28 protein-coding genes are annotated in these 15,373 nt (G+C 68.9%); 24 read left to right on the top strand and 4 right to left on the bottom strand.

From position 1 onward, the window contains the following. The coding region (locus RWX45_RS05720) for a site-specific integrase (RefSeq protein WP_316022804.1) at positions 1–701 on the top strand (701 nt) is incomplete at its 5' end. Between the two features lie 13 nt (positions 702–714). On the opposite strand, the gene RWX45_RS05715 is transcribed toward RWX45_RS05720, so the two are convergent. The 3 genes from RWX45_RS05715 to RWX45_RS05705 form a co-directional block, all read right to left on the bottom strand. After that, complete coding sequence (locus RWX45_RS05715; protein ID WP_316022803.1) at positions 715–1,743, bottom strand: hypothetical protein; 1,029 nt, start codon at positions 1,741–1,743, stop codon at positions 715–717. A gap of 83 nt (positions 1,744–1,826) precedes the next feature. Then, entirely contained in the window at positions 1,827–2,219 is a 393-nt protein-coding gene (locus RWX45_RS05710; RefSeq protein ID WP_316022802.1) for a hypothetical protein, read from the bottom strand. A 98-nt stretch (positions 2,220–2,317) separates the two neighbouring features. Next, complete coding sequence (locus RWX45_RS05705; RefSeq protein WP_316022801.1) at positions 2,318–2,758, bottom strand: helix-turn-helix transcriptional regulator; 441 nt, start codon at positions 2,756–2,758, stop codon at positions 2,318–2,320. A gap of 80 nt (positions 2,759–2,838) precedes the next feature. On the opposite strand from RWX45_RS05705, the gene RWX45_RS05700 reads away from it, so the two are divergent. Further along, the gene (locus RWX45_RS05700) at positions 2,839–3,285 is read left to right on the top strand and encodes a helix-turn-helix transcriptional regulator (protein WP_316022800.1); all 447 of its coding nucleotides are present in this window, start codon (positions 2,839–2,841) and stop codon (positions 3,283–3,285) included. A gap of 163 nt (positions 3,286–3,448) precedes the next feature. Here RWX45_RS05700 and RWX45_RS05695 read toward each other — a convergent pair whose 3' ends face one another. Further along, entirely contained in the window at positions 3,449–3,997 is a 549-nt protein-coding gene (locus RWX45_RS05695; protein WP_316022799.1) for a hypothetical protein, read from the bottom strand. A 207-nt stretch (positions 3,998–4,204) separates the two neighbouring features. Between RWX45_RS05695 and RWX45_RS05690 the strand changes: the two genes are divergently transcribed. The 22 genes from RWX45_RS05690 to RWX45_RS13465 all read left to right on the top strand — a co-directional run bounded on the left by RWX45_RS05690 (position 4,205) and on the right by RWX45_RS13465 (position 15,330). Continuing rightward, positions 4,205–4,471: a helix-turn-helix domain-containing protein gene (locus tag RWX45_RS05690; RefSeq protein ID WP_316022798.1), complete on the top strand. Its 267-nt coding sequence runs from the start codon at positions 4,205–4,207 to the stop codon at positions 4,469–4,471. 53 nt (positions 4,472–4,524) lie between these two features. Continuing rightward, positions 4,525–4,656, top strand: coding sequence for a hypothetical protein (locus tag RWX45_RS05685; RefSeq protein ID WP_316022797.1), 132 nt, complete (start codon positions 4,525–4,527; stop codon positions 4,654–4,656). Continuing rightward, positions 4,653–4,913, top strand: a complete 261-nt coding sequence (locus RWX45_RS05680) for a hypothetical protein (protein ID WP_316022796.1) — start codon at positions 4,653–4,655, stop codon at positions 4,911–4,913. The genes RWX45_RS05685 and RWX45_RS05680 overlap by 4 nt, the downstream gene beginning before the upstream one ends. Further along, positions 4,910–5,476: a hypothetical protein gene (locus tag RWX45_RS05675; RefSeq protein ID WP_316022795.1), complete on the top strand. Its 567-nt coding sequence runs from the start codon at positions 4,910–4,912 to the stop codon at positions 5,474–5,476. The genes RWX45_RS05680 and RWX45_RS05675 overlap by 4 nt, the downstream gene beginning before the upstream one ends. A 215-nt stretch (positions 5,477–5,691) precedes the next feature. Beyond that, on the top strand, positions 5,692–6,042 hold the full coding sequence (locus RWX45_RS05670) for a hypothetical protein (protein WP_316022794.1): 351 nt from the start codon (positions 5,692–5,694) through the stop codon (positions 6,040–6,042). After that, positions 6,039–6,386: a hypothetical protein gene (locus RWX45_RS05665; RefSeq protein ID WP_316022793.1), complete on the top strand. Its 348-nt coding sequence runs from the start codon at positions 6,039–6,041 to the stop codon at positions 6,384–6,386. Before RWX45_RS05670 ends, RWX45_RS05665 begins: the two co-directional genes overlap by 4 nt. After that, positions 6,383–6,844 carry a DUF4326 domain-containing protein gene (locus RWX45_RS05660; protein WP_316022792.1) on the top strand — a complete coding sequence of 154 codons (462 nt, stop codon included), beginning with the start codon at positions 6,383–6,385 and terminating at the stop codon, positions 6,842–6,844. Before RWX45_RS05665 ends, RWX45_RS05660 begins: the two co-directional genes overlap by 4 nt. A 301-nt stretch (positions 6,845–7,145) precedes the next feature. Further along, positions 7,146–7,766: a hypothetical protein gene (locus RWX45_RS05655; RefSeq protein ID WP_316022791.1), complete on the top strand. Its 621-nt coding sequence runs from the start codon at positions 7,146–7,148 to the stop codon at positions 7,764–7,766. Positions 7,767–7,778: 12 nt separating this feature from the next. Beyond that, positions 7,779–8,138: a hypothetical protein gene (locus RWX45_RS05650; protein ID WP_316022790.1), complete on the top strand. Its 360-nt coding sequence runs from the start codon at positions 7,779–7,781 to the stop codon at positions 8,136–8,138. After that, on the top strand, positions 8,135–9,094 hold the full coding sequence (locus tag RWX45_RS05645) for a hypothetical protein (RefSeq protein ID WP_316022789.1): 960 nt from the start codon (positions 8,135–8,137) through the stop codon (positions 9,092–9,094). The genes RWX45_RS05650 and RWX45_RS05645 overlap by 4 nt, the downstream gene beginning before the upstream one ends. Next, positions 9,091–9,342: a hypothetical protein gene (locus RWX45_RS05640; RefSeq protein WP_316022788.1), complete on the top strand. Its 252-nt coding sequence runs from the start codon at positions 9,091–9,093 to the stop codon at positions 9,340–9,342. The genes RWX45_RS05645 and RWX45_RS05640 overlap by 4 nt, the downstream gene beginning before the upstream one ends. Continuing rightward, a complete protein-coding gene (locus RWX45_RS05635; protein WP_316022787.1) occupies positions 9,342–9,653 on the top strand; it encodes a glutaredoxin family protein in 312 nt (103 codons plus the stop codon). The genes RWX45_RS05640 and RWX45_RS05635 overlap by 1 nt, the downstream gene beginning before the upstream one ends. Then, a complete protein-coding gene (locus tag RWX45_RS05630; RefSeq protein ID WP_316022786.1) occupies positions 9,650–10,144 on the top strand; it encodes a RusA family crossover junction endodeoxyribonuclease in 495 nt (164 codons plus the stop codon). The genes RWX45_RS05635 and RWX45_RS05630 overlap by 4 nt, the downstream gene beginning before the upstream one ends. After that, on the top strand, positions 10,141–10,989 hold the full coding sequence (locus tag RWX45_RS05625; protein WP_316022785.1) for a BRO family protein: 849 nt from the start codon (positions 10,141–10,143) through the stop codon (positions 10,987–10,989). Before RWX45_RS05630 ends, RWX45_RS05625 begins: the two co-directional genes overlap by 4 nt. Continuing rightward, entirely contained in the window at positions 10,986–11,255 is a 270-nt protein-coding gene (locus RWX45_RS05620) for a hypothetical protein (protein ID WP_316022784.1), read from the top strand. The genes RWX45_RS05625 and RWX45_RS05620 overlap by 4 nt, the downstream gene beginning before the upstream one ends. Further along, entirely contained in the window at positions 11,255–11,746 is a 492-nt protein-coding gene (locus RWX45_RS05615) for a single-stranded DNA-binding protein (RefSeq protein WP_316022783.1), read from the top strand. Before RWX45_RS05620 ends, RWX45_RS05615 begins: the two co-directional genes overlap by 1 nt. 17 nt (positions 11,747–11,763) lie before the next feature. Next, complete coding sequence (locus tag RWX45_RS05610) at positions 11,764–11,910, top strand: hypothetical protein (protein ID WP_316022782.1); 147 nt, start codon at positions 11,764–11,766, stop codon at positions 11,908–11,910. Further along, positions 11,907–12,197 carry a hypothetical protein gene (locus RWX45_RS05605; RefSeq protein WP_316022781.1) on the top strand — a complete coding sequence of 97 codons (291 nt, stop codon included), beginning with the start codon at positions 11,907–11,909 and terminating at the stop codon, positions 12,195–12,197. Before RWX45_RS05610 ends, RWX45_RS05605 begins: the two co-directional genes overlap by 4 nt. A gap of 111 nt (positions 12,198–12,308) precedes the next feature. Continuing rightward, positions 12,309–13,823, top strand: coding sequence for an HNH endonuclease (locus RWX45_RS05600; protein WP_316022805.1), 1,515 nt, complete (start codon positions 12,309–12,311; stop codon positions 13,821–13,823). Next, positions 13,820–14,617: a hypothetical protein gene (locus RWX45_RS05595; protein WP_316022780.1), complete on the top strand. Its 798-nt coding sequence runs from the start codon at positions 13,820–13,822 to the stop codon at positions 14,615–14,617. Before RWX45_RS05600 ends, RWX45_RS05595 begins: the two co-directional genes overlap by 4 nt. Beyond that, complete coding sequence (locus RWX45_RS05590) at positions 14,614–14,853, top strand: hypothetical protein (protein ID WP_316022779.1); 240 nt, start codon at positions 14,614–14,616, stop codon at positions 14,851–14,853. Before RWX45_RS05595 ends, RWX45_RS05590 begins: the two co-directional genes overlap by 4 nt. 75 nt (positions 14,854–14,928) lie before the next feature. Then, positions 14,929–15,330, top strand: coding sequence for an HNH endonuclease (locus tag RWX45_RS13465; RefSeq protein WP_410050683.1), 402 nt, complete (start codon positions 14,929–14,931; stop codon positions 15,328–15,330). Positions 15,331–15,373 lie beyond the last annotated feature (43 nt).

The raw sequence follows: 15,373 nt of genomic DNA, 5'->3' as shown, positions 1-15,373 counted from the left end.
CCGCCGACGAAGCCCGCCGCTTCCTGGCCGCACGCACTACAGACCGTGCCCGGTGGATGCTCTCCCTCATGCTCGGTGCCCGCCAGGGCGAGGCACTGGGCATCACCCTCGACAACCTGCACCTCGACGCCGACGGCGGCGCGCCGTGGGTGGATCTCGCCTGGGAGCTGCGCAGGGTCACCTGGGCGCACGGCTGCGGCCCCCACACCCCCAACGCTGCCGGCGCCGGCTGGCCGTGCGGCCACCGGCGCGCCGGAGACTGCCCCGACCGCACCGCCCCCATCCCCGACGGCATGGAGGCCGAGCAGGCACACGGCGGCCTCTGGCTACTCAGGCCCAAGACTGTCGGCTCAAACCGCCGTGTTGCCCTCCCCGCTGTACTCGCAGACGCGCTCACCGAGCACCTCGAGGCAGCTCGGCCGACCCGGTTCGTCTTCGAGTCCTCCCCCGGTGTCCCGGTGGACCCGCGGCGCGACCACCAGGCGTGGAAGGCGGCACTGGCGGAGGAGGGCCTGCCGGTGATGTCGCTGCACTCGGCTCGTCACACGTGCGCGACGCTGTTGCTGGAGGCTGGGGTGCCGTTGCGGACGGCGCAGGAGATCTTGGGGCAGACGCAGGCGCTGACGACGGCCCGCTATCAGCACCCCAGTCTGGGGGTGCAGGCGCAGGCGCTCGACGCCGTCGCCGGGGCGCTGTCATAGAGTCGCCATCGTCCTACCGTCGGTTGCGGTCCTTGCGGTGCAGCCAGTCGGCAAACTCCTTGGCGGCTTCCATCGTGGGGAACGCCCAGACGTACTCTCCGTGCCCGCCCCACCATCGCACGACGGCGGGGACGACGACGGGGTTCCCTGAGGCTGTGTTCAGGGCTTCGTGTGCGAGGTCTTTCCATTCAAGCGAGAAGTAGGCCACTGGTTGGCCTTTTACTTCAAGCCTGACCGCGTAGGGGTCGTAGCTGTTGCTCGGTTCTGCGACGACCGTTCCCCAGTCTGCGAACGCGCCTGATCCGCTTCTGCCTCGGGTAATGAAGTCGCCGTGAGTGCGGGCAAGCTTGTGGATGGCGGGCTTGTGCTTGTCCATGACGTACAGGGAGAGTTTCCCGTTGTCCGTGAAGGAGCCGTCCTCCAGCATCGGGGTGATGTCCAGCAGGAATCCTGGGGCGCGGTTTGCGGCAGCAGCGGCCTGTTTCTCCTCGCGTTCTTTCCGTCGTGCGGCTCTGGCGGCCTTCTGCTCTGCGCGCTTTGCTTCCAGTTCTTCTTGGGCGGCCTCGCGTTCTTTCCGTCGCGCGGCCCGCTTCTCCTCGCGTTCTTTCTGTCGTGCGGCTCTGGCAGCCTTCCGCTCAGCACGCTTTGCCTCCTGCTCCTCCCTGGCTGCCTGTCGCTCGGCTTCTATCTGGCGTCGTTTCGCGGCTTCTTCCTCGGCTGCCTTGGCCTTCTGTGATTCATCGTGGGGCTGGGGCTGCAGCAGGGCCGGTTGCGGTGGTGTCGGCCGGGCTGCGGCGGCTTGGACGGCTCGCCGTGCGGCGCGCTCGGCGGCCCACTTGTCTACGCGTTCGGCTCCGCGGAACAGGAGCACGGCGACCACGATTGGTGGGATCACGAGGATCAGGGAGCCGATGACGGCGTCTCCGGCGCTGTAGTCGTCGGTGACCATGGCGCCGATGATGCCGATGATCCCGAGGCCTGCGAAGAGTGTGGACAGGACGCCGAGGATGCGCATGGCGATCCCCCAGCCGGAGGGCTTCATGTGGGCCTCTTCCTTGAGGGGTTGGGTAGTGGTGGCCTTATCTTGCGCTGCACTTAGCTCGCTCGCGTGGTTTTGGCGGCTCTCTAGGCAACGATCTTGTGACGGCGCAGTGTCTCCCTATAGGCAAGGATGACCCAGCACGGCACGTCGAGTTCGGCGGCGAGTGCTCCGAGGTGTGGGCCGGCCAGCGTCTCGGCGGCCCGATAGGCGCCGGGGGTGATGAGACGGCAGGCCACCTGGCGGTCTATGCGGGCCTCCACGGGGCGGGTCTGGTGGCCGTCGTCCCCACGGGCGGCGTGGGTCAGCTCGTGCATGAGTGTCGGGACGGCGGAGCGCTCGCTCATGCCCTTGCGCAGGTAGACCGTCCGGCTGGGGAGGTGGTAGGCGCCGCGCCACCCCTCCGGCATGCGCAACCACCGCACGAACACCTGCTGCTCGTCAGCGGCGGCGAGGAGGGCGTCCATCGTTGGTCTCACAAGCGGGCACACTAGCCGCACCCTCGGACACGAATATCGACCGTACTTGTAGCACCTCGCTTACAAGCGGGGTTGCGGTACTCTCGGCCGCCGCCGACTCAGAGCGACTCATCCTCCCCGTAGGGGATGTCCTGGGACTCCTCACCGAGATCGTCACGCCAGCCGGTCGTCTCCGCCAACTCCTCATCAGCCCCGGGCTCGACCTGGGCTGCAAGCTCCTCCAGGGGAGGCAGCTCCTCAGACCACGCCCGCTGCCGCTCTCCCAGCTGGATGACGTCGGCCCGCTCGCGCTCGCGGGCTCTCGCCTGAGCCTCGCGCAGTACCTCCACCGGATCAAGACCGAGCGCGTCGCAGATGCTGCCAAGCTCGTCGAGCGTGATGACCTTGACTCCCTTCAGCATCTTCTGGATCTGCGTGAACCCCACTCCCGAGGCGTCCTCGACAGCCCGAAGACTGAGTCCAGACCGATCTCGCGCTTCGGACAAGATCTGAGCGACTTCGCTTCCAAGTTCCCCAACTTCACGACTCCTGGCGGGCATGCCCCAAGTATGCCATATAGCAACAAAACCTGCGCTGTTGTTATTTGACTACACGAGACGTCTCACCCTACCGTTGCCATATGCAAACGACTTGGAACGAGGCAGCCGCCACGGGGCTGCATCAGGAGATGCGGCGTCAGCACCTCACCTTCCGGGCTCTCGCTGCCAAGGCCAAGCTCGAGCCATCGAACGTGTACCGAAAGATCACTGGCAAGCGGGCACTTTCGGTGGATGAGTTCACCGCGCTGAGCCAGGCTCTGGGATACGAGCCAGCGGAGATGCTGGCTCGCGTTTCGGCCAACAATGACATCAGCTCCGTCGACGTCGACGGGGCGCCTGCCGCGGAGGCTCACGGCGTCGCCGCCGTCGAGCACGTGGGGGCCGCGCTCGCGGACGTGCCGGTCGAGGCTCTCCTGGAGCACGAGGCCGCGTGTGACTCGTGCTGGTCGCTGGACGATGCCGCCCGGCACCTGTCGGGCGACGAGGACCCGGCCACGCACCGCTCCTCCGACGAAGAGGTGGCGTGATGGCTCGTGTGGGTGGGCCGTATAAGCCTGTGTTCGAGATTCGTACGCAGGACGGTGAGTTGCTTCCGATTATTGATGAGCCGACGCGTATCGACGTCGCCCCGGACGGCTTCATGACTGCGACAGTGACGTTGGTCGTGGAAGAGGCTCGTCTGACTCTTACTCAGATCTCTGATCCGGGACGCCCGTCTGCCGGGACGAACACGGGCGCGTCGGTGCCGTCGACGCGTAGCGCCAGTTGTGGTGGGAATGGTCTCCCGTGCGCATCGAATGCGGAGCCCCGTAGTGATTCCCCAGGGGAGAGCGTTACTGGGACAGAGAACGGCAGTTTGAAGAATGCCTCGGGATTGGCGAAGGCCTCGATCGTGGCCGGTTCGGGCGAGGTGTTGCGCAGCGAGAAGGATCTGCGGGACCCCCAGGACAAGAGCAGCCGCGGCGGAGTTACGGCGGCAGCGATGGCTTCGGTGCCGGCGGCAGCGCGTTGCAGTGCCTGTGCCTGTTCTTCGGCGGCTTTCGCGGACGCCTCAGCGCGCTGTGCTGCCGCTCGCGTGAGGTCGAGGAACTCCTGGAACTTTGCGTTCCGTTGTTTGGCTTCGTTCTCTCGGGCTTGGACGTCTTTCTTGGCTTGCCTGCGCCCGAGTAGCCATCCGGCGAATGAGCCGAGCATGGCGATGACCGAGAGCCCGGCAGTCAGCCACGTTGCTGCGTCCAATATCTCCTCCTCGGTGGGTTCCGCCGTCGGCTCCGATGCCGGCGGGTCGGTTGGTGCTTCGGAGCCTACCGAGGAGGTGCGCCCCGCTGCTGGCCGGTCTGACTCCTGCCGGTCGTGCGGCGCTGGGTGCGGGGTGGGGCTGGCGCCTCATAGCTGCGCCGGCCCCGCCCATCCCATCAGCGACGTCCCGGATGGGGGTGAGGCGTGATGGCCGCCGCGACGTTGGAGGCGATTGCTGAGCGTCTGGACCGGATTGAGCGGGCGCTGACGGCTGGCACTGCCCCGGAGGTGCGGTCGCTGTCGGTGGCGGATGTGTGTCGTCTGACCGGTATCCCCCGCCCGGCCGTGCTGGCCGCGATCCGCACCGGGGATCTCCCGGCGATCGAGATCGGGGAGCGAACCCGGGTGGTGCGCCCCACCGACCTGGATGCGTGGCTCACTGCCCGTGAGCTCCGCCTGATCGCAAAGAAGTAGCCGCCGGCACTGCCATGCCGACGGCCCGAGCCAAAGTGAAAGGAACAAACCCAATGACTCGCAACTCATCTTACAAGCCCCGCCACAAGGCAGAAAGACGTCGTGTGCTCGACGTGGTGCGTGGCCTGCTCCGCCTGGCCCCGACCGACAACAACGACGCTGTGAAGGAGGTGCCGGCCCGATGACTGCTCGTGTGTCTGGCCTGTCTCGCGCCGCCCGCGCGACTATCGCCGCTGAGGGGATCACTGTGCGCCAGTACGTTGACCATCACTTCGGCCGGGACGTTGCCCGGTGGCCGGGTGACCGTTGTGGCTGCACGGATGACCGGTGCGACGGCTACCACCACATGGCCAGCGAGCCGTGCCCGTGCGTGGAGGTCCTGGCCCGCCACGCCGTCGCGGCCGCCGCTGACGCCTCCCGTGAGGAGGTGGCGGTCCGATGAGTGCGGAGCGGAGAATCGCGGCTGGTGCGTGCCTGCTGTGCGTGGGTGTGCTGGTCGGCTGCGTGCAGGCCTGGCTGGCCGTGTCGGGCCGGGCGCCGGCCTTGTCGGGGCTGTCGCTGCTGGCCCTGGGCCTGGGCGGTGTGGGTGCGTGGCTGATGCTCACATCCTGTGACGTGGCGGTGGTGCCTGAGCTGGATGCGGAGCTGGCGGCTGTGGACGCGGAGGTGTCCGCCGGCCCCAACACAGCCGACGCCGACGGCGACGGCGACGGCGAGGATGCGGGGGACGTGCTGGCGCAGGCGGCCCGGATCGTGGACGGCGCGGTAGCAAGCGAGGCTGAGGCAGTCGTGGATCGAATCCATGGTCAGCCGCACACGCACCTGCACATGGTGCTGTCCCCTGAGGATGGTCCGGGTGGTGATGATCCGGAGATGCTGTGTGAGCTGACGGCTCCTCGCGGTGCGATGGGGTGGGCTGTCGGCGCGCTGGCTCAGCTGATGCATGACCCGCACCATGTGCGCGGCATCCTGGAGCACCTCGCCTCTGATGGGGATGAGTGGTGATGGGTGCGCAGGTGCAGCATCGTCTGGACTGGTCGCATGGGCCGATCCCCTGCAGTGGTTGCGAGCGTCCGATGCGGCCTGTTGGCCGGTCTGCTGATGATCCGCGCTGGTCGGGGACGGTCGCTCACGCGGGTCGTGGCATGTGCTACCACTGCCGGAGAGCGACGCAGGCGGCGGAGGCTGCCGCGGTTGCGGCCCAGGCTGTGGAGGATGTGGTGTCGCCGCGGCCAGCCGCGCCGTCGTTGCGGCGCCTGGCCGGCCTGGAGGCTGATGCCATGGTGGCGTCTCCCTCTCTCGGCCGGGAGGTCACGTGGCCGTGGCGGATGCTGCCTGGCGGCATGAGCATGGTGCAGCAGGAGCTGGAATGCCTTGCGGATCTGGCGGATCAGCTGCGCCGTGATGGCCTGGTGGCCATGTCGAGGCCGCGCCGGAGTGTGCGGCACGGGGTGGGCGCGACCATCCTGCTGACCCTGACCGTGCGGCCGGCCACGCCGGAGGAGGCGAGGGCGCTCGGTCACGAGCCTCGCCCCGCCCAGACCGGAGAGGCTGTGGGGGTGGCGGCATGAGCTACGACGCAAAGATCCGCATGCAGCTACCAGAGCGGGTAGAGGTGCCGTGCTCGTACGGCCGGCTGACACGGATGCTCGCGTCCCGCGTACGGATCAGCAGCTACGATCCCCGGCATGGCTTCCCCGTGCACGTGACGGTGTATGGCCGTGGCATCCGCAGGGACGGCACCCTGTCGAGGCTTGAGGCCAGCGCGCGGGTGCAGCTGCCGCCAAAGCCCTTCGGTGAGGTCTCCCTGCAAGACCTCGGCGAGGCAAACCAGCAGGCGATCCTGACGGCTGTGGGCCGCGTAGAGCGTGCTGCCCGCATCCTGTCTGGCGTCGAGAGCGGTGATGAGTCGTGAGCCCGCGGCGGATTCAGCGGCGGCGCACCCGCGGGTGGCGGATGCCCAACGACGTTGTCTACGTCGGCCGCGGCAGTCGGTGGGGCAATCAATTCATTGTGGGGCGGACCTACCTGATTTCCACGTTCGGCCGGGCGTTGGAGCACATCGGCTTCCACCAGCAGATCGACCCTCAGCCGTTCACCCCCACATCCCGTGCTGACGTCGTGGAGATGTACCTGGCCTGGTTTCAAGGCAACCTGGTAGTGCCCCTCTACGAGCCGTACTCCCGGACCATCCCGCGCCAGGAGGATATCCAGGCGGACCTGATGGGGCGTGATCTGGCGTGCTGGTGCCCGCTGGACGAGCCGTGCCACGCGGACGTGCTGCTGGCCCTGGCTGCCGGCAAGCCCCTGTACTCCATGACGCTGGCGGAGCTGTCCCCGGTCGTGGAGTCCGAAGGCGGGATGCTCCTATGACTGCTACCACGACGGTTAGTGCTCGTGATCTGGCGGGTTTGATCCCCGCCGGCGCGTCGTCCGCGCTGGTGCCTGACAGCGTGGCGTTTGAGCTGTTGGAGCGGCTGGCTGCCGCCGGCGGTCCCGCTACCTGTGCTCATGGCCACGAGTGGTCTATCGCCACGGCCCGTGTCCGGGTCCGTGACCGCCGCTCCCAGGGGCGGGGCGTCGTCCTGGAGCGTGACTGCAAGGTCTGCCGCCACCTGGCGTGGAAGGAAAGGGTTCGCCACACCCGCCACCAGATGAAGGGCGGTCGGCTGACATGAGGGAAACCCGTGATTTCGCGCGGCTGTGGGATGACGCCCTGACTCAGGTGTCCCCTGACTACTGGAAGTGGCCGAACCACGACACCCCGGCCGCGTACCTGGCGCGGGTGGCCGCGTCAGACGCTATCGGCGCGGGCCTGCTGGTCGCTCACTACGGGACGTGGCGCTCCGCCTCCGCGCCGGGTATCGCCGAGTACCTGGCCCGGGTGATCGCCCTGGGCGGGGTGCTAGGCACTGTCGGCATGCGCTACGGCGGCGCGCGCGTGCGGGTGGCCCGTGACCGGACCGCGCAGGTGGCAGCCGTCATCAGCGAGTGGCGCGCCCTGGACGCCGACACCGAGGCCGAGGCGGCCATAGACGCCAGGGCCGGCCTGGGCACGGGGGCGGACCTGTGGTGGTCCCGGCTGCTCGACCAGCACGCCCGCCCCCTGTGGGTGACCGCCTGCGCCCCGGTGCCGCGTGAGGCCGCGATCTTGTCTGCCGCCGCGGCCCTGTGCTGGCTGTCGGACCTCTACCGGGCGGGACGTGTCGCCAGGCACCCGGTCTCCGGCGTCTACCTCACCGTGCACGAGCTGGCCGCCTACAACCGTGACCGCCACCACCAGACCGTCAACTAGGAGCCGCCGACCATGACCACCACACCCATACCCGCCCTCGTGTCGGCGCCTGAGCTGGAGCTGATGGTGCGCGCGTCGCCGGCGCTGCCGGTGATCCACCTTGAGCAGCTCGGTCCCAGGGTCACTCGTATGCATGTCGTCTATCGGGACGTCACCTGCCTGTGCCGTCCGGGCGAGCCCACCGCGTGCCTCGCCTCGGCCCCGTGGCTCCGCCCCGCTAGTCCGGAGCGCATCCGTGAGGTGTTGGAGGACGCCCGGATGTGCCGGGCCTGCGCCCAGGCGTATGCCCGCCTCGCTAACACTGCCCTCACCCCGGACGGGCAGGGCACTGACTCTCTGCTCGCCCTACTAGACCAGGAGGACCCGTCATGACCACTACCGCTGCTGCTGCCCCGCTGGGGGTGATGCTGCACGCCACCGTGGATATGGACACTCTGCTGAAGGCTCTGGCCGCCACCATCCCCCACGTCGGGACGGACAAATCCGGTCCGGGGTGTGAGCGTCTGCGTGTCGTTCTGGACGTCGCTGGCATGCGCCTGTGCCTGCTGGCTACGGACTCGGAGTCCGCGATCATGGCGTCGGTCCCGCTGTCGGAGGTTGACGACGCCGTCATCATCGACGACGACGGGCCGGGTGTCCGGGTGGTCGACCGGGTGGACCTGGACCTGTCCAAGGGCGCGGCCAAGACCATCTCCGCGGTCTTCGGGCGCGTGGGTGGTGAGACGGTGCGGCTGGATGTGCCCGCCGACGGCCGGAGCATCCAGGTCACTGATGTGTCGGGCATGTTGGCGGGGCGGACGGTGCGCGTGGCCGCGATGGGCGAGTGGGGTCCCGTGGATGATGCGCAGCGTGTGGACGCCGCCGCCATGATCGCCCACACCTGCGCCGCTCCGCTGGCCCCGCAGACCACGTACAGCCTGCTGCTCAAGACCATGTCCCGCTGGGCCCCCACCGCCAAAGCGCTCGGGGTGCTGCCGCTGCGGGTCACCGCGTCGGGCATGGGACTGGTCGCCTACGGGGACCTGGCTGAGGCCGTGGGCCTGGTGGTGCTGGGCTGCCTGCGCGTGTACGGCACCACGGACGCCGTACCCGCCGCCGAGGCGGCCTATGACGGCCCCGCCACCGCCATCCTGATGGACCTGCTGCTGGACGGTGCCCCGGTCGGTGGTGAGGCCACCGAGGAGGTCTCTCACGCCATGGTGCCGGAGCGGTCGGCGTGGCTGCACGAGCAAGACACCGACGAAGACGATGTCGACACCCCCACCGGTGACGACGACGGCGACGAGCCCGACGACGGCGACGACACCCCGGGTGGTGATGCCGCGTGAGGATCGCCATCACGGTGGAGCCGGACCTGAGGGATGGCGTGGAGATCACCGCCATCGTGCCGGCCGAGGAGCCCCTGGCGTCGTCGGCGTCAGACACCGTCGCGGCTATAAGACGTGAGCGGCGCACCACCGACGCCGTGCTTGCCCAGATCACCGAGCACCTCGTGTACGGCGTCCCCCTGCGCTCCCCGATCATCGCGCCGGGCGAGGTCGTCTACCAGCAGCGGTCCCTCGGGGGTGAGGAGTGATGGGCACGAATGACTCCCGCGCCCCGTGGCTGGACATCTACACGATCCCCTCCTGCCCCCAGTGCGCCCAGACCCTCCGACTCCTCGACCGCCTGGGCGCCCGCCACCGAGCACGCCCCCTGGCCGACCACCCAGACGCACAAGCGCTCGCGGCCGAGCACCACGTGACGAGCGCGCCGGTGGTGGTGGCTATGAGCCCCGTGGGGCTGGTGGCGGGCGTGTGGGGCGGCCACCGCCCGGACCTGATCCGCCGCCACCTGGACGAGTACGCGCCGAGCGTGTGGGACGAGCCCGAGGAGACCGCATCATGACCACCACCGCTACTACTGCCCCGCCTACGGTGGCGTTCGCCGTCGACGGGATGCCGGAGACGGAGGGGTCCACCCGAGCATTCCCCACACAGACGGGTGGTGTGCGGGTGACTCACACCAAGCAGGCCGCGCTGGAGGAGTGGCGTGCGCGGGTGCGGGCCGCCTCGCTGGCGGCTGCCGTGCAGGCGCGCTGGCCGCTCGGCTACGACGGCCCGGTGGAGGTCCGGGCCACGTTCTACCTGCCCCGCCCGGCGCGGCCCAGGTTCCCGGTGCCGGCTACCAAGCCGGACCTGGACAAGTTAGAGCGCGCGGTCGGCGACGCCCTGGCCGAGGTGCGTCGCGGCGGCTACGTCGCCCAGCGGGGCCTGCTGCGGGAGGACTCCCGCATCGTCCGCTGGCACTCGGCCAAGGAATACGTCGACGGCGAGGTCGTCAAATCCCCGGGCGCCGCAATCGCAGTCCTACCAGTAGATGAGGAGACACAGCCATGACCACGACTGCGCTCGCCGCCGCCGACGGCGTGCCGGCTGACGTCGAGACCTGGCAGTTCGGCCTGCACGAGATCCGCACCCTTACCGGGGCGGACGGGGAGCCGCGCTTTGTCCTGACTGACCTGTGCAAGGCGCTCAGCCTGGGAAACCCCGCTATGGTCGCCCGGCGCCTGACGGACTTCATGAAGGGGGTCAATCTGATTGACACCCCTGGTGGGGCCCAGCGGGTGACGACGGTGACCGAGGCCGGCATGTACTCCGTCATCTTGCGTAGTGACAAGCCTGAGGCCGTCCGGTTCCAGGAGTGGGTCACCGGCGAGGTGCTGCCTGCGATTCGTCGTCACGGCGGATACCTCACCCCTGCTGCCGCTGAGGCCGCCCTGACTGACCCGGACTTCATCATCCGGCTGGCCACTCGGTTGAAGGAGGAGCAGGCGGCGCGCGCCCAGCTGGAGTCTGAGCACGCCGCGCTGGAGGCCCGCGTGGAGGCCGACCGTCCGCACACGGTCCTGGGCCGTGCGGTGGCCGACGCTGAGGGCCTGGTGCTGGTCAAGGCAGTAGCGGACGTCCTCACCCAGGAGGGCATCGCCTGCAACCAGGCAGACCTGTTCGGCTGGCTGCGCGCCCACGGCTGGCTGTGCAAAGCAAAAGGCGACATGTGGAACCGGCCCACCAAGTGGGCGCTCGAAAAGGGCTACGTGCGCGCCGTCGAGCGCACCGTCCCAACCAATCACGGCACCGCCCAGCGGTGGACATCGAAGCTAACCGGCGCCGGCCAAGAAGACCTGATCGAGGGCTTCACCACCGGCCGCTACCACCTAGGAAAGGAAGGCACTCGGTCATGACCGCCGAGATCGATTCCGTCGAGTACAAGTCCGCTATCCAGATCCTGGTCTATGACCATGCCCGCCACCTCACCGAGACCTACAGCGGGCAGGTGTGGGAGTACTACCCGGAGATCCACGAGCACGCCGCCCGCCAGCTCGCCGATGAGCTCTCGCGCTGGCCGCGCCGCCCGACCCCGGCAGAGGTCGAGTGGGCCGAGGAACAGCTCCGGGCCATTGACCCCACCAACTATTACAGCGAAGACGGAGAGGAAGGCGTGGACTGATGGCTGGGGACACGGTTATCACGCTTATCGGCAACCTCGTAAGCGATCCGGAGCTGCGGTTTACGCCGTCGGGGGCGGCGGTCGCCTCCTTCACCATCGCCTCCACCCCCAGATCCTTCAACCGCCAGTCGGGCCAGTGGGAGGACGGGGAGACCCTGTTCATGCGCTCCTCCTGCTGGCGAGAGCTGGCAGAGAACGTGGCCGAGTCACTGACCAAGGGCACCCGCGTGATCGCGACCGGCCGCCTACGCCAGCGCTCCTACACCACCCGCGACGGACAGGACCGCACCGTGGTGGAACTGCAAGTGGACGAGATCGGCCCCTCACTCCGATACGCGACCGCCCAGATCACCCGCAACGCGCCACGCGGCCAACAGCAGGGCGGCCAGCCCCAGCAGCCGGCCCAGCACCCCGCCAACCCGCCAGCGGACGACCCCTGGGGCGTCGGCCAGGCCGCCAGCACCACCTTCGGCGACGAGCCCCCGTTCTGACACGAAAGGACACGACAATGACAGACCTACAACCACCCGAGCCCACGGGCCCCGCCGAAATCATCGGAAAGATCCTCGGCGGCCTCATCCTCACCGGCCTCGGCGCACTCCTTCTGTCTGCGCTCGCGGCCCTGACCATCGTCATCTGGAGGGCCGTTCTATGACCAGTGCCAAGCCGGGCCGCTACGTCAAACGCCCCGTTGTCGTGGAGGCCATCCAATACGACGGCAGCCTCACCAATGCGCTCGACATCCTCGACTGGATAGGCGACGCGACTAGCGCCGAACGCACCGCCGACGGCAACCTCGTCATCCACACCTTGGAGGGCGATATGACCGCCGACTGGGGCGACTTCGTGATCCGAGGTGTCCAGGGCGAGTTTTACCCGTGCAAGCCGAGCATCTTCGCCGCCACCTACCAGCCTGCCCCTGACCCCGCACAGGAGGCGTAACCAATGTCGGCCGTCTGTGTCCGTGGCCCGCCCTCAGGCGGTCCCGCGTGCTGCTGCTGTTGTTGTTCGCTTGTCTTGTCGCTTGTTGGGAGGTGTCCGCGTTTGTCATACATGCTGGTGGATGATCAGTTGTTCCAGAACCGAAAGTTCCGGGCGCTGATGCGCCGTGGCCGTCAGGGCGATGCGGACGCCTGGGGTGCGGGACTGCTGTGGATGATGGCCGGCTCCCAGGTCAAGGCCGGCTACGCCACCGGTGTGCTGACCACCTTTGACGTGCTGGCCCTGGCCGAGGACCCCGAGGTCGCTCCTCGCCTGGCCAGGGTGCTGGTCGAGGAGGGCCTGTGGCACGACGTGGAGCACCCGTGCCCATACGGGCGGTGTTCGGACGCCGCCCCGGGCCAGTACGTATTCCACGACTGGCGTCACTACCACAAGAAGACCGGCGACGAGGAGCGGGAGGCTCGCGCGCTGCAGGCCGAGCGCAACGACCCCCGCCTGAAACAGGAGGTGTGGCAGCGCGACCGGCTGCCAGGCCAGCCCCAAGGGGCCCCGCTGGAGGCGCTGTGCGCCTACTGCGGCAAGCCCGTACGTCGCACCACGGTCAAGGGCGACATGGCCGCCGAGGTCGACCACGTCATTCCCAAGCCGCTGGGTGTGGACAACCTGGTGATCTCCCACAGGCGCTGCAACCGCGTCAAGGGCCAGCGCACCCCGGCGGCGGCCGGGCTAACACTCCACCTGACCGACGCTCACCGCGCCGCGTTGGAGCAGCGTCGAGCAAGCTCGCACCCTGGAGGGTACGCAGGGCTACTCGACGCCATGCTCGGACGTGACCAGTGGCCGCTGGATACGGACGGAGTGCTCTTCACCGACACCGACTCCCAGCCCGCCCAGGGTGAGGGCGAGCGTAGATCGCACCCATCAGGGTCAGCTGAGCCGCCCGTCACTGGTCCTGGCGTGGGATGGGAGGGGCGTAGATCGCACCCCGAGGGGTCTGCTGAGCCGCCCGCCGGTGTCGTTGGGGACAGCCCGACCGCTCCCGCCGGCACTCCTGCGCCCGTGGCGCCCCAGGAGCCGCCTGGCAGACAAGACCCCGCCCCGGCATTCCCAGGGAGGAGTCTGCCCAATTCCAGGCCCATGGCGCCCCAGGAGCCGCCCGCGCAGGGCTCCTCGGCGGCGTCTCAGGGCACCGCTGCGCCTGCACCCGTCGCCCAGGGAATGGGCATCGACAGGATCGCCTCCAACCGCGTCTTGGAGGCGCTCGAAGCGTGCTTCGGCGCCCCGCTGCCGGCCGATCTGGCCGTGGCCGCCATGGCCGCCCACACCGGCAAGAGCCTCACTCCCGACCAGCAGACCATGCTCGACGCCGCCCTCGCGTACGCGTACGCGCGTACGGGCGCGCACGGCCGTGCGCGCGCTCTCACGGGCGCACGCGCGCTGGCATGGCATGGGACGGCACGGGATGGCCTGGCACGGCAAGGGCTGGCATGGGACGGCACGGCACCAGACGACGCCGGCGGCAGGTCCCACCGCCGGCGCAGGAGAGCCAAGAAGAAAACCACTACCTGCCCAACCCACGGCGACCGAATCCCCTGCCGCCTATGCCAAGAGGAGGATCTCTCATGAGTGCTTGCGTCTCCGGCTGCACGATCCGTGGCATGCACGCCCCTGACTGCGACGGCACCAGCACCGACCGTGCGGGCCAGCTGGTGGAGTGCCGTGGGTGCCTGCCGCGGCCTGCTGAGGACGGCGCCTGCCTGTGCTCGTGGTGCGTTGGCCGGCTGACCTCTACGGTCGCGGGCCTGCCTGCCCTGGCCGATCACCTGCGCCTGATGGGTGAGCCGTCGGTGTCTTCGCCGTCGGGCCACACCGACGCCGGCAGCTCGGCGCGTCCGGGTGAGGGGATGCTCTACCCGTCCGCTCTGGTGGCCCTGGATGACCTGCACGCCATGGTCGCCATGTGGTGTGCCGAGGTTGCCGCTGAGCGCGGTGTGCCCTCGCCTCCGGCTGGGCTGACGCGGTGGACGGTGCCTGACGGCGACGGCGACGTGGAGCCCATCGGGCCCGCCTCGCCCGGTGCCACGGCCTGCCTGGTGGAGTGGCTGGCCCCGCACCTGGAGTGGGTCACCGCCCAGTCCTGGGCGGGCGACATGCTGGCCGACCTCGCGTCGGCGTCTGCTCGGGCGCTGGCTCGGTGGCCGATGGTCGAGCCCGACCGGCGGGTCACGGACGTGCGCTGCCCGTCCTGTGGGTGTCTGTCGCTTGTGGTGTCCCCGCCCGCGACGGTCGGCGCGTCGGCCACGGTCCGGTGCAGCCTGCCAGCCTGCGGGCGCACGTTGGGTGAGGAGGACTGGCAGCACACGAGAGCCCTTGCCCTGGCCCGAGCCCAGACAGCCGCTACAGCGGGGGCGCCGTCGTGACCGGCGTGGTCGGCCCGGACGGCACCGAGTGGGTCTCCGCCGTCACGGCACTGGACCGGGTGCCGGGGTTGTCCGGGTGGACGCTGTGGTCGTGGATCAGGCGGGAGCAGGTGCGGTCCCGGCGGGTGGGGCGCCAGGTGTGGGTGGCCTGGCCTGACGTGCTGGAGGTGGAGGCTGCGGCCCATCTTGCCGGCTGGCGGCGGGGCGGATACCGGGGGGTGCACACGGATGCTTGACCGGGGATCTGCTTCATTGCACAATTGGGTGCAGCGGGACACCTGCGCCCCGATGCTGGTCGTGGTGCGTGCTCGGTGGTTCGTCCGCATGGTTGCTCATGGTCTTGGACACCGCCTTCCATTCCTCTCTCAGACATTGATGTGCGGGGGAATGTTGTGGCTACTTCTCGAACCGGCACGGCGAAATGGAAGCACGCGCGAGCGTCAGCCATCGCGCGCGCCAAGCAGGTTGGGCAAAGTCACTGCCCGATTTGCGGCGTCATTCTCGACTACGACGTGGGAGGATCGCCCAATAGTGCGGAGGCGGACCACATTGTCGAATATGCTGCGGGCGGCTCCGATCACCCAGATAATCTGCGTATTATCTGTCGTCGTTGCAATCAACGGCGCGGCGGATACCTCGGGAAACAGCGTTCAAGTAGCAGGCAAAAACAGCCGGTGTTCGTGCGCCCGACCGCATCTTCGGCGGTCTGGTAATCGCTGGGGGCGGGCACCCCTCCCCGCCCCCAGCGATTACCAG

Source organism: Actinomyces sp. MRS3W, from assembly GCF_032465695.1.
GTDB lineage: Bacteria > Actinomycetota > Actinomycetes > Actinomycetales > Actinomycetaceae > Actinomyces.
Note: the sequence above shows the minus strand (reverse complement) of the source record. Positions and strands in the feature narration are given on the sequence as shown.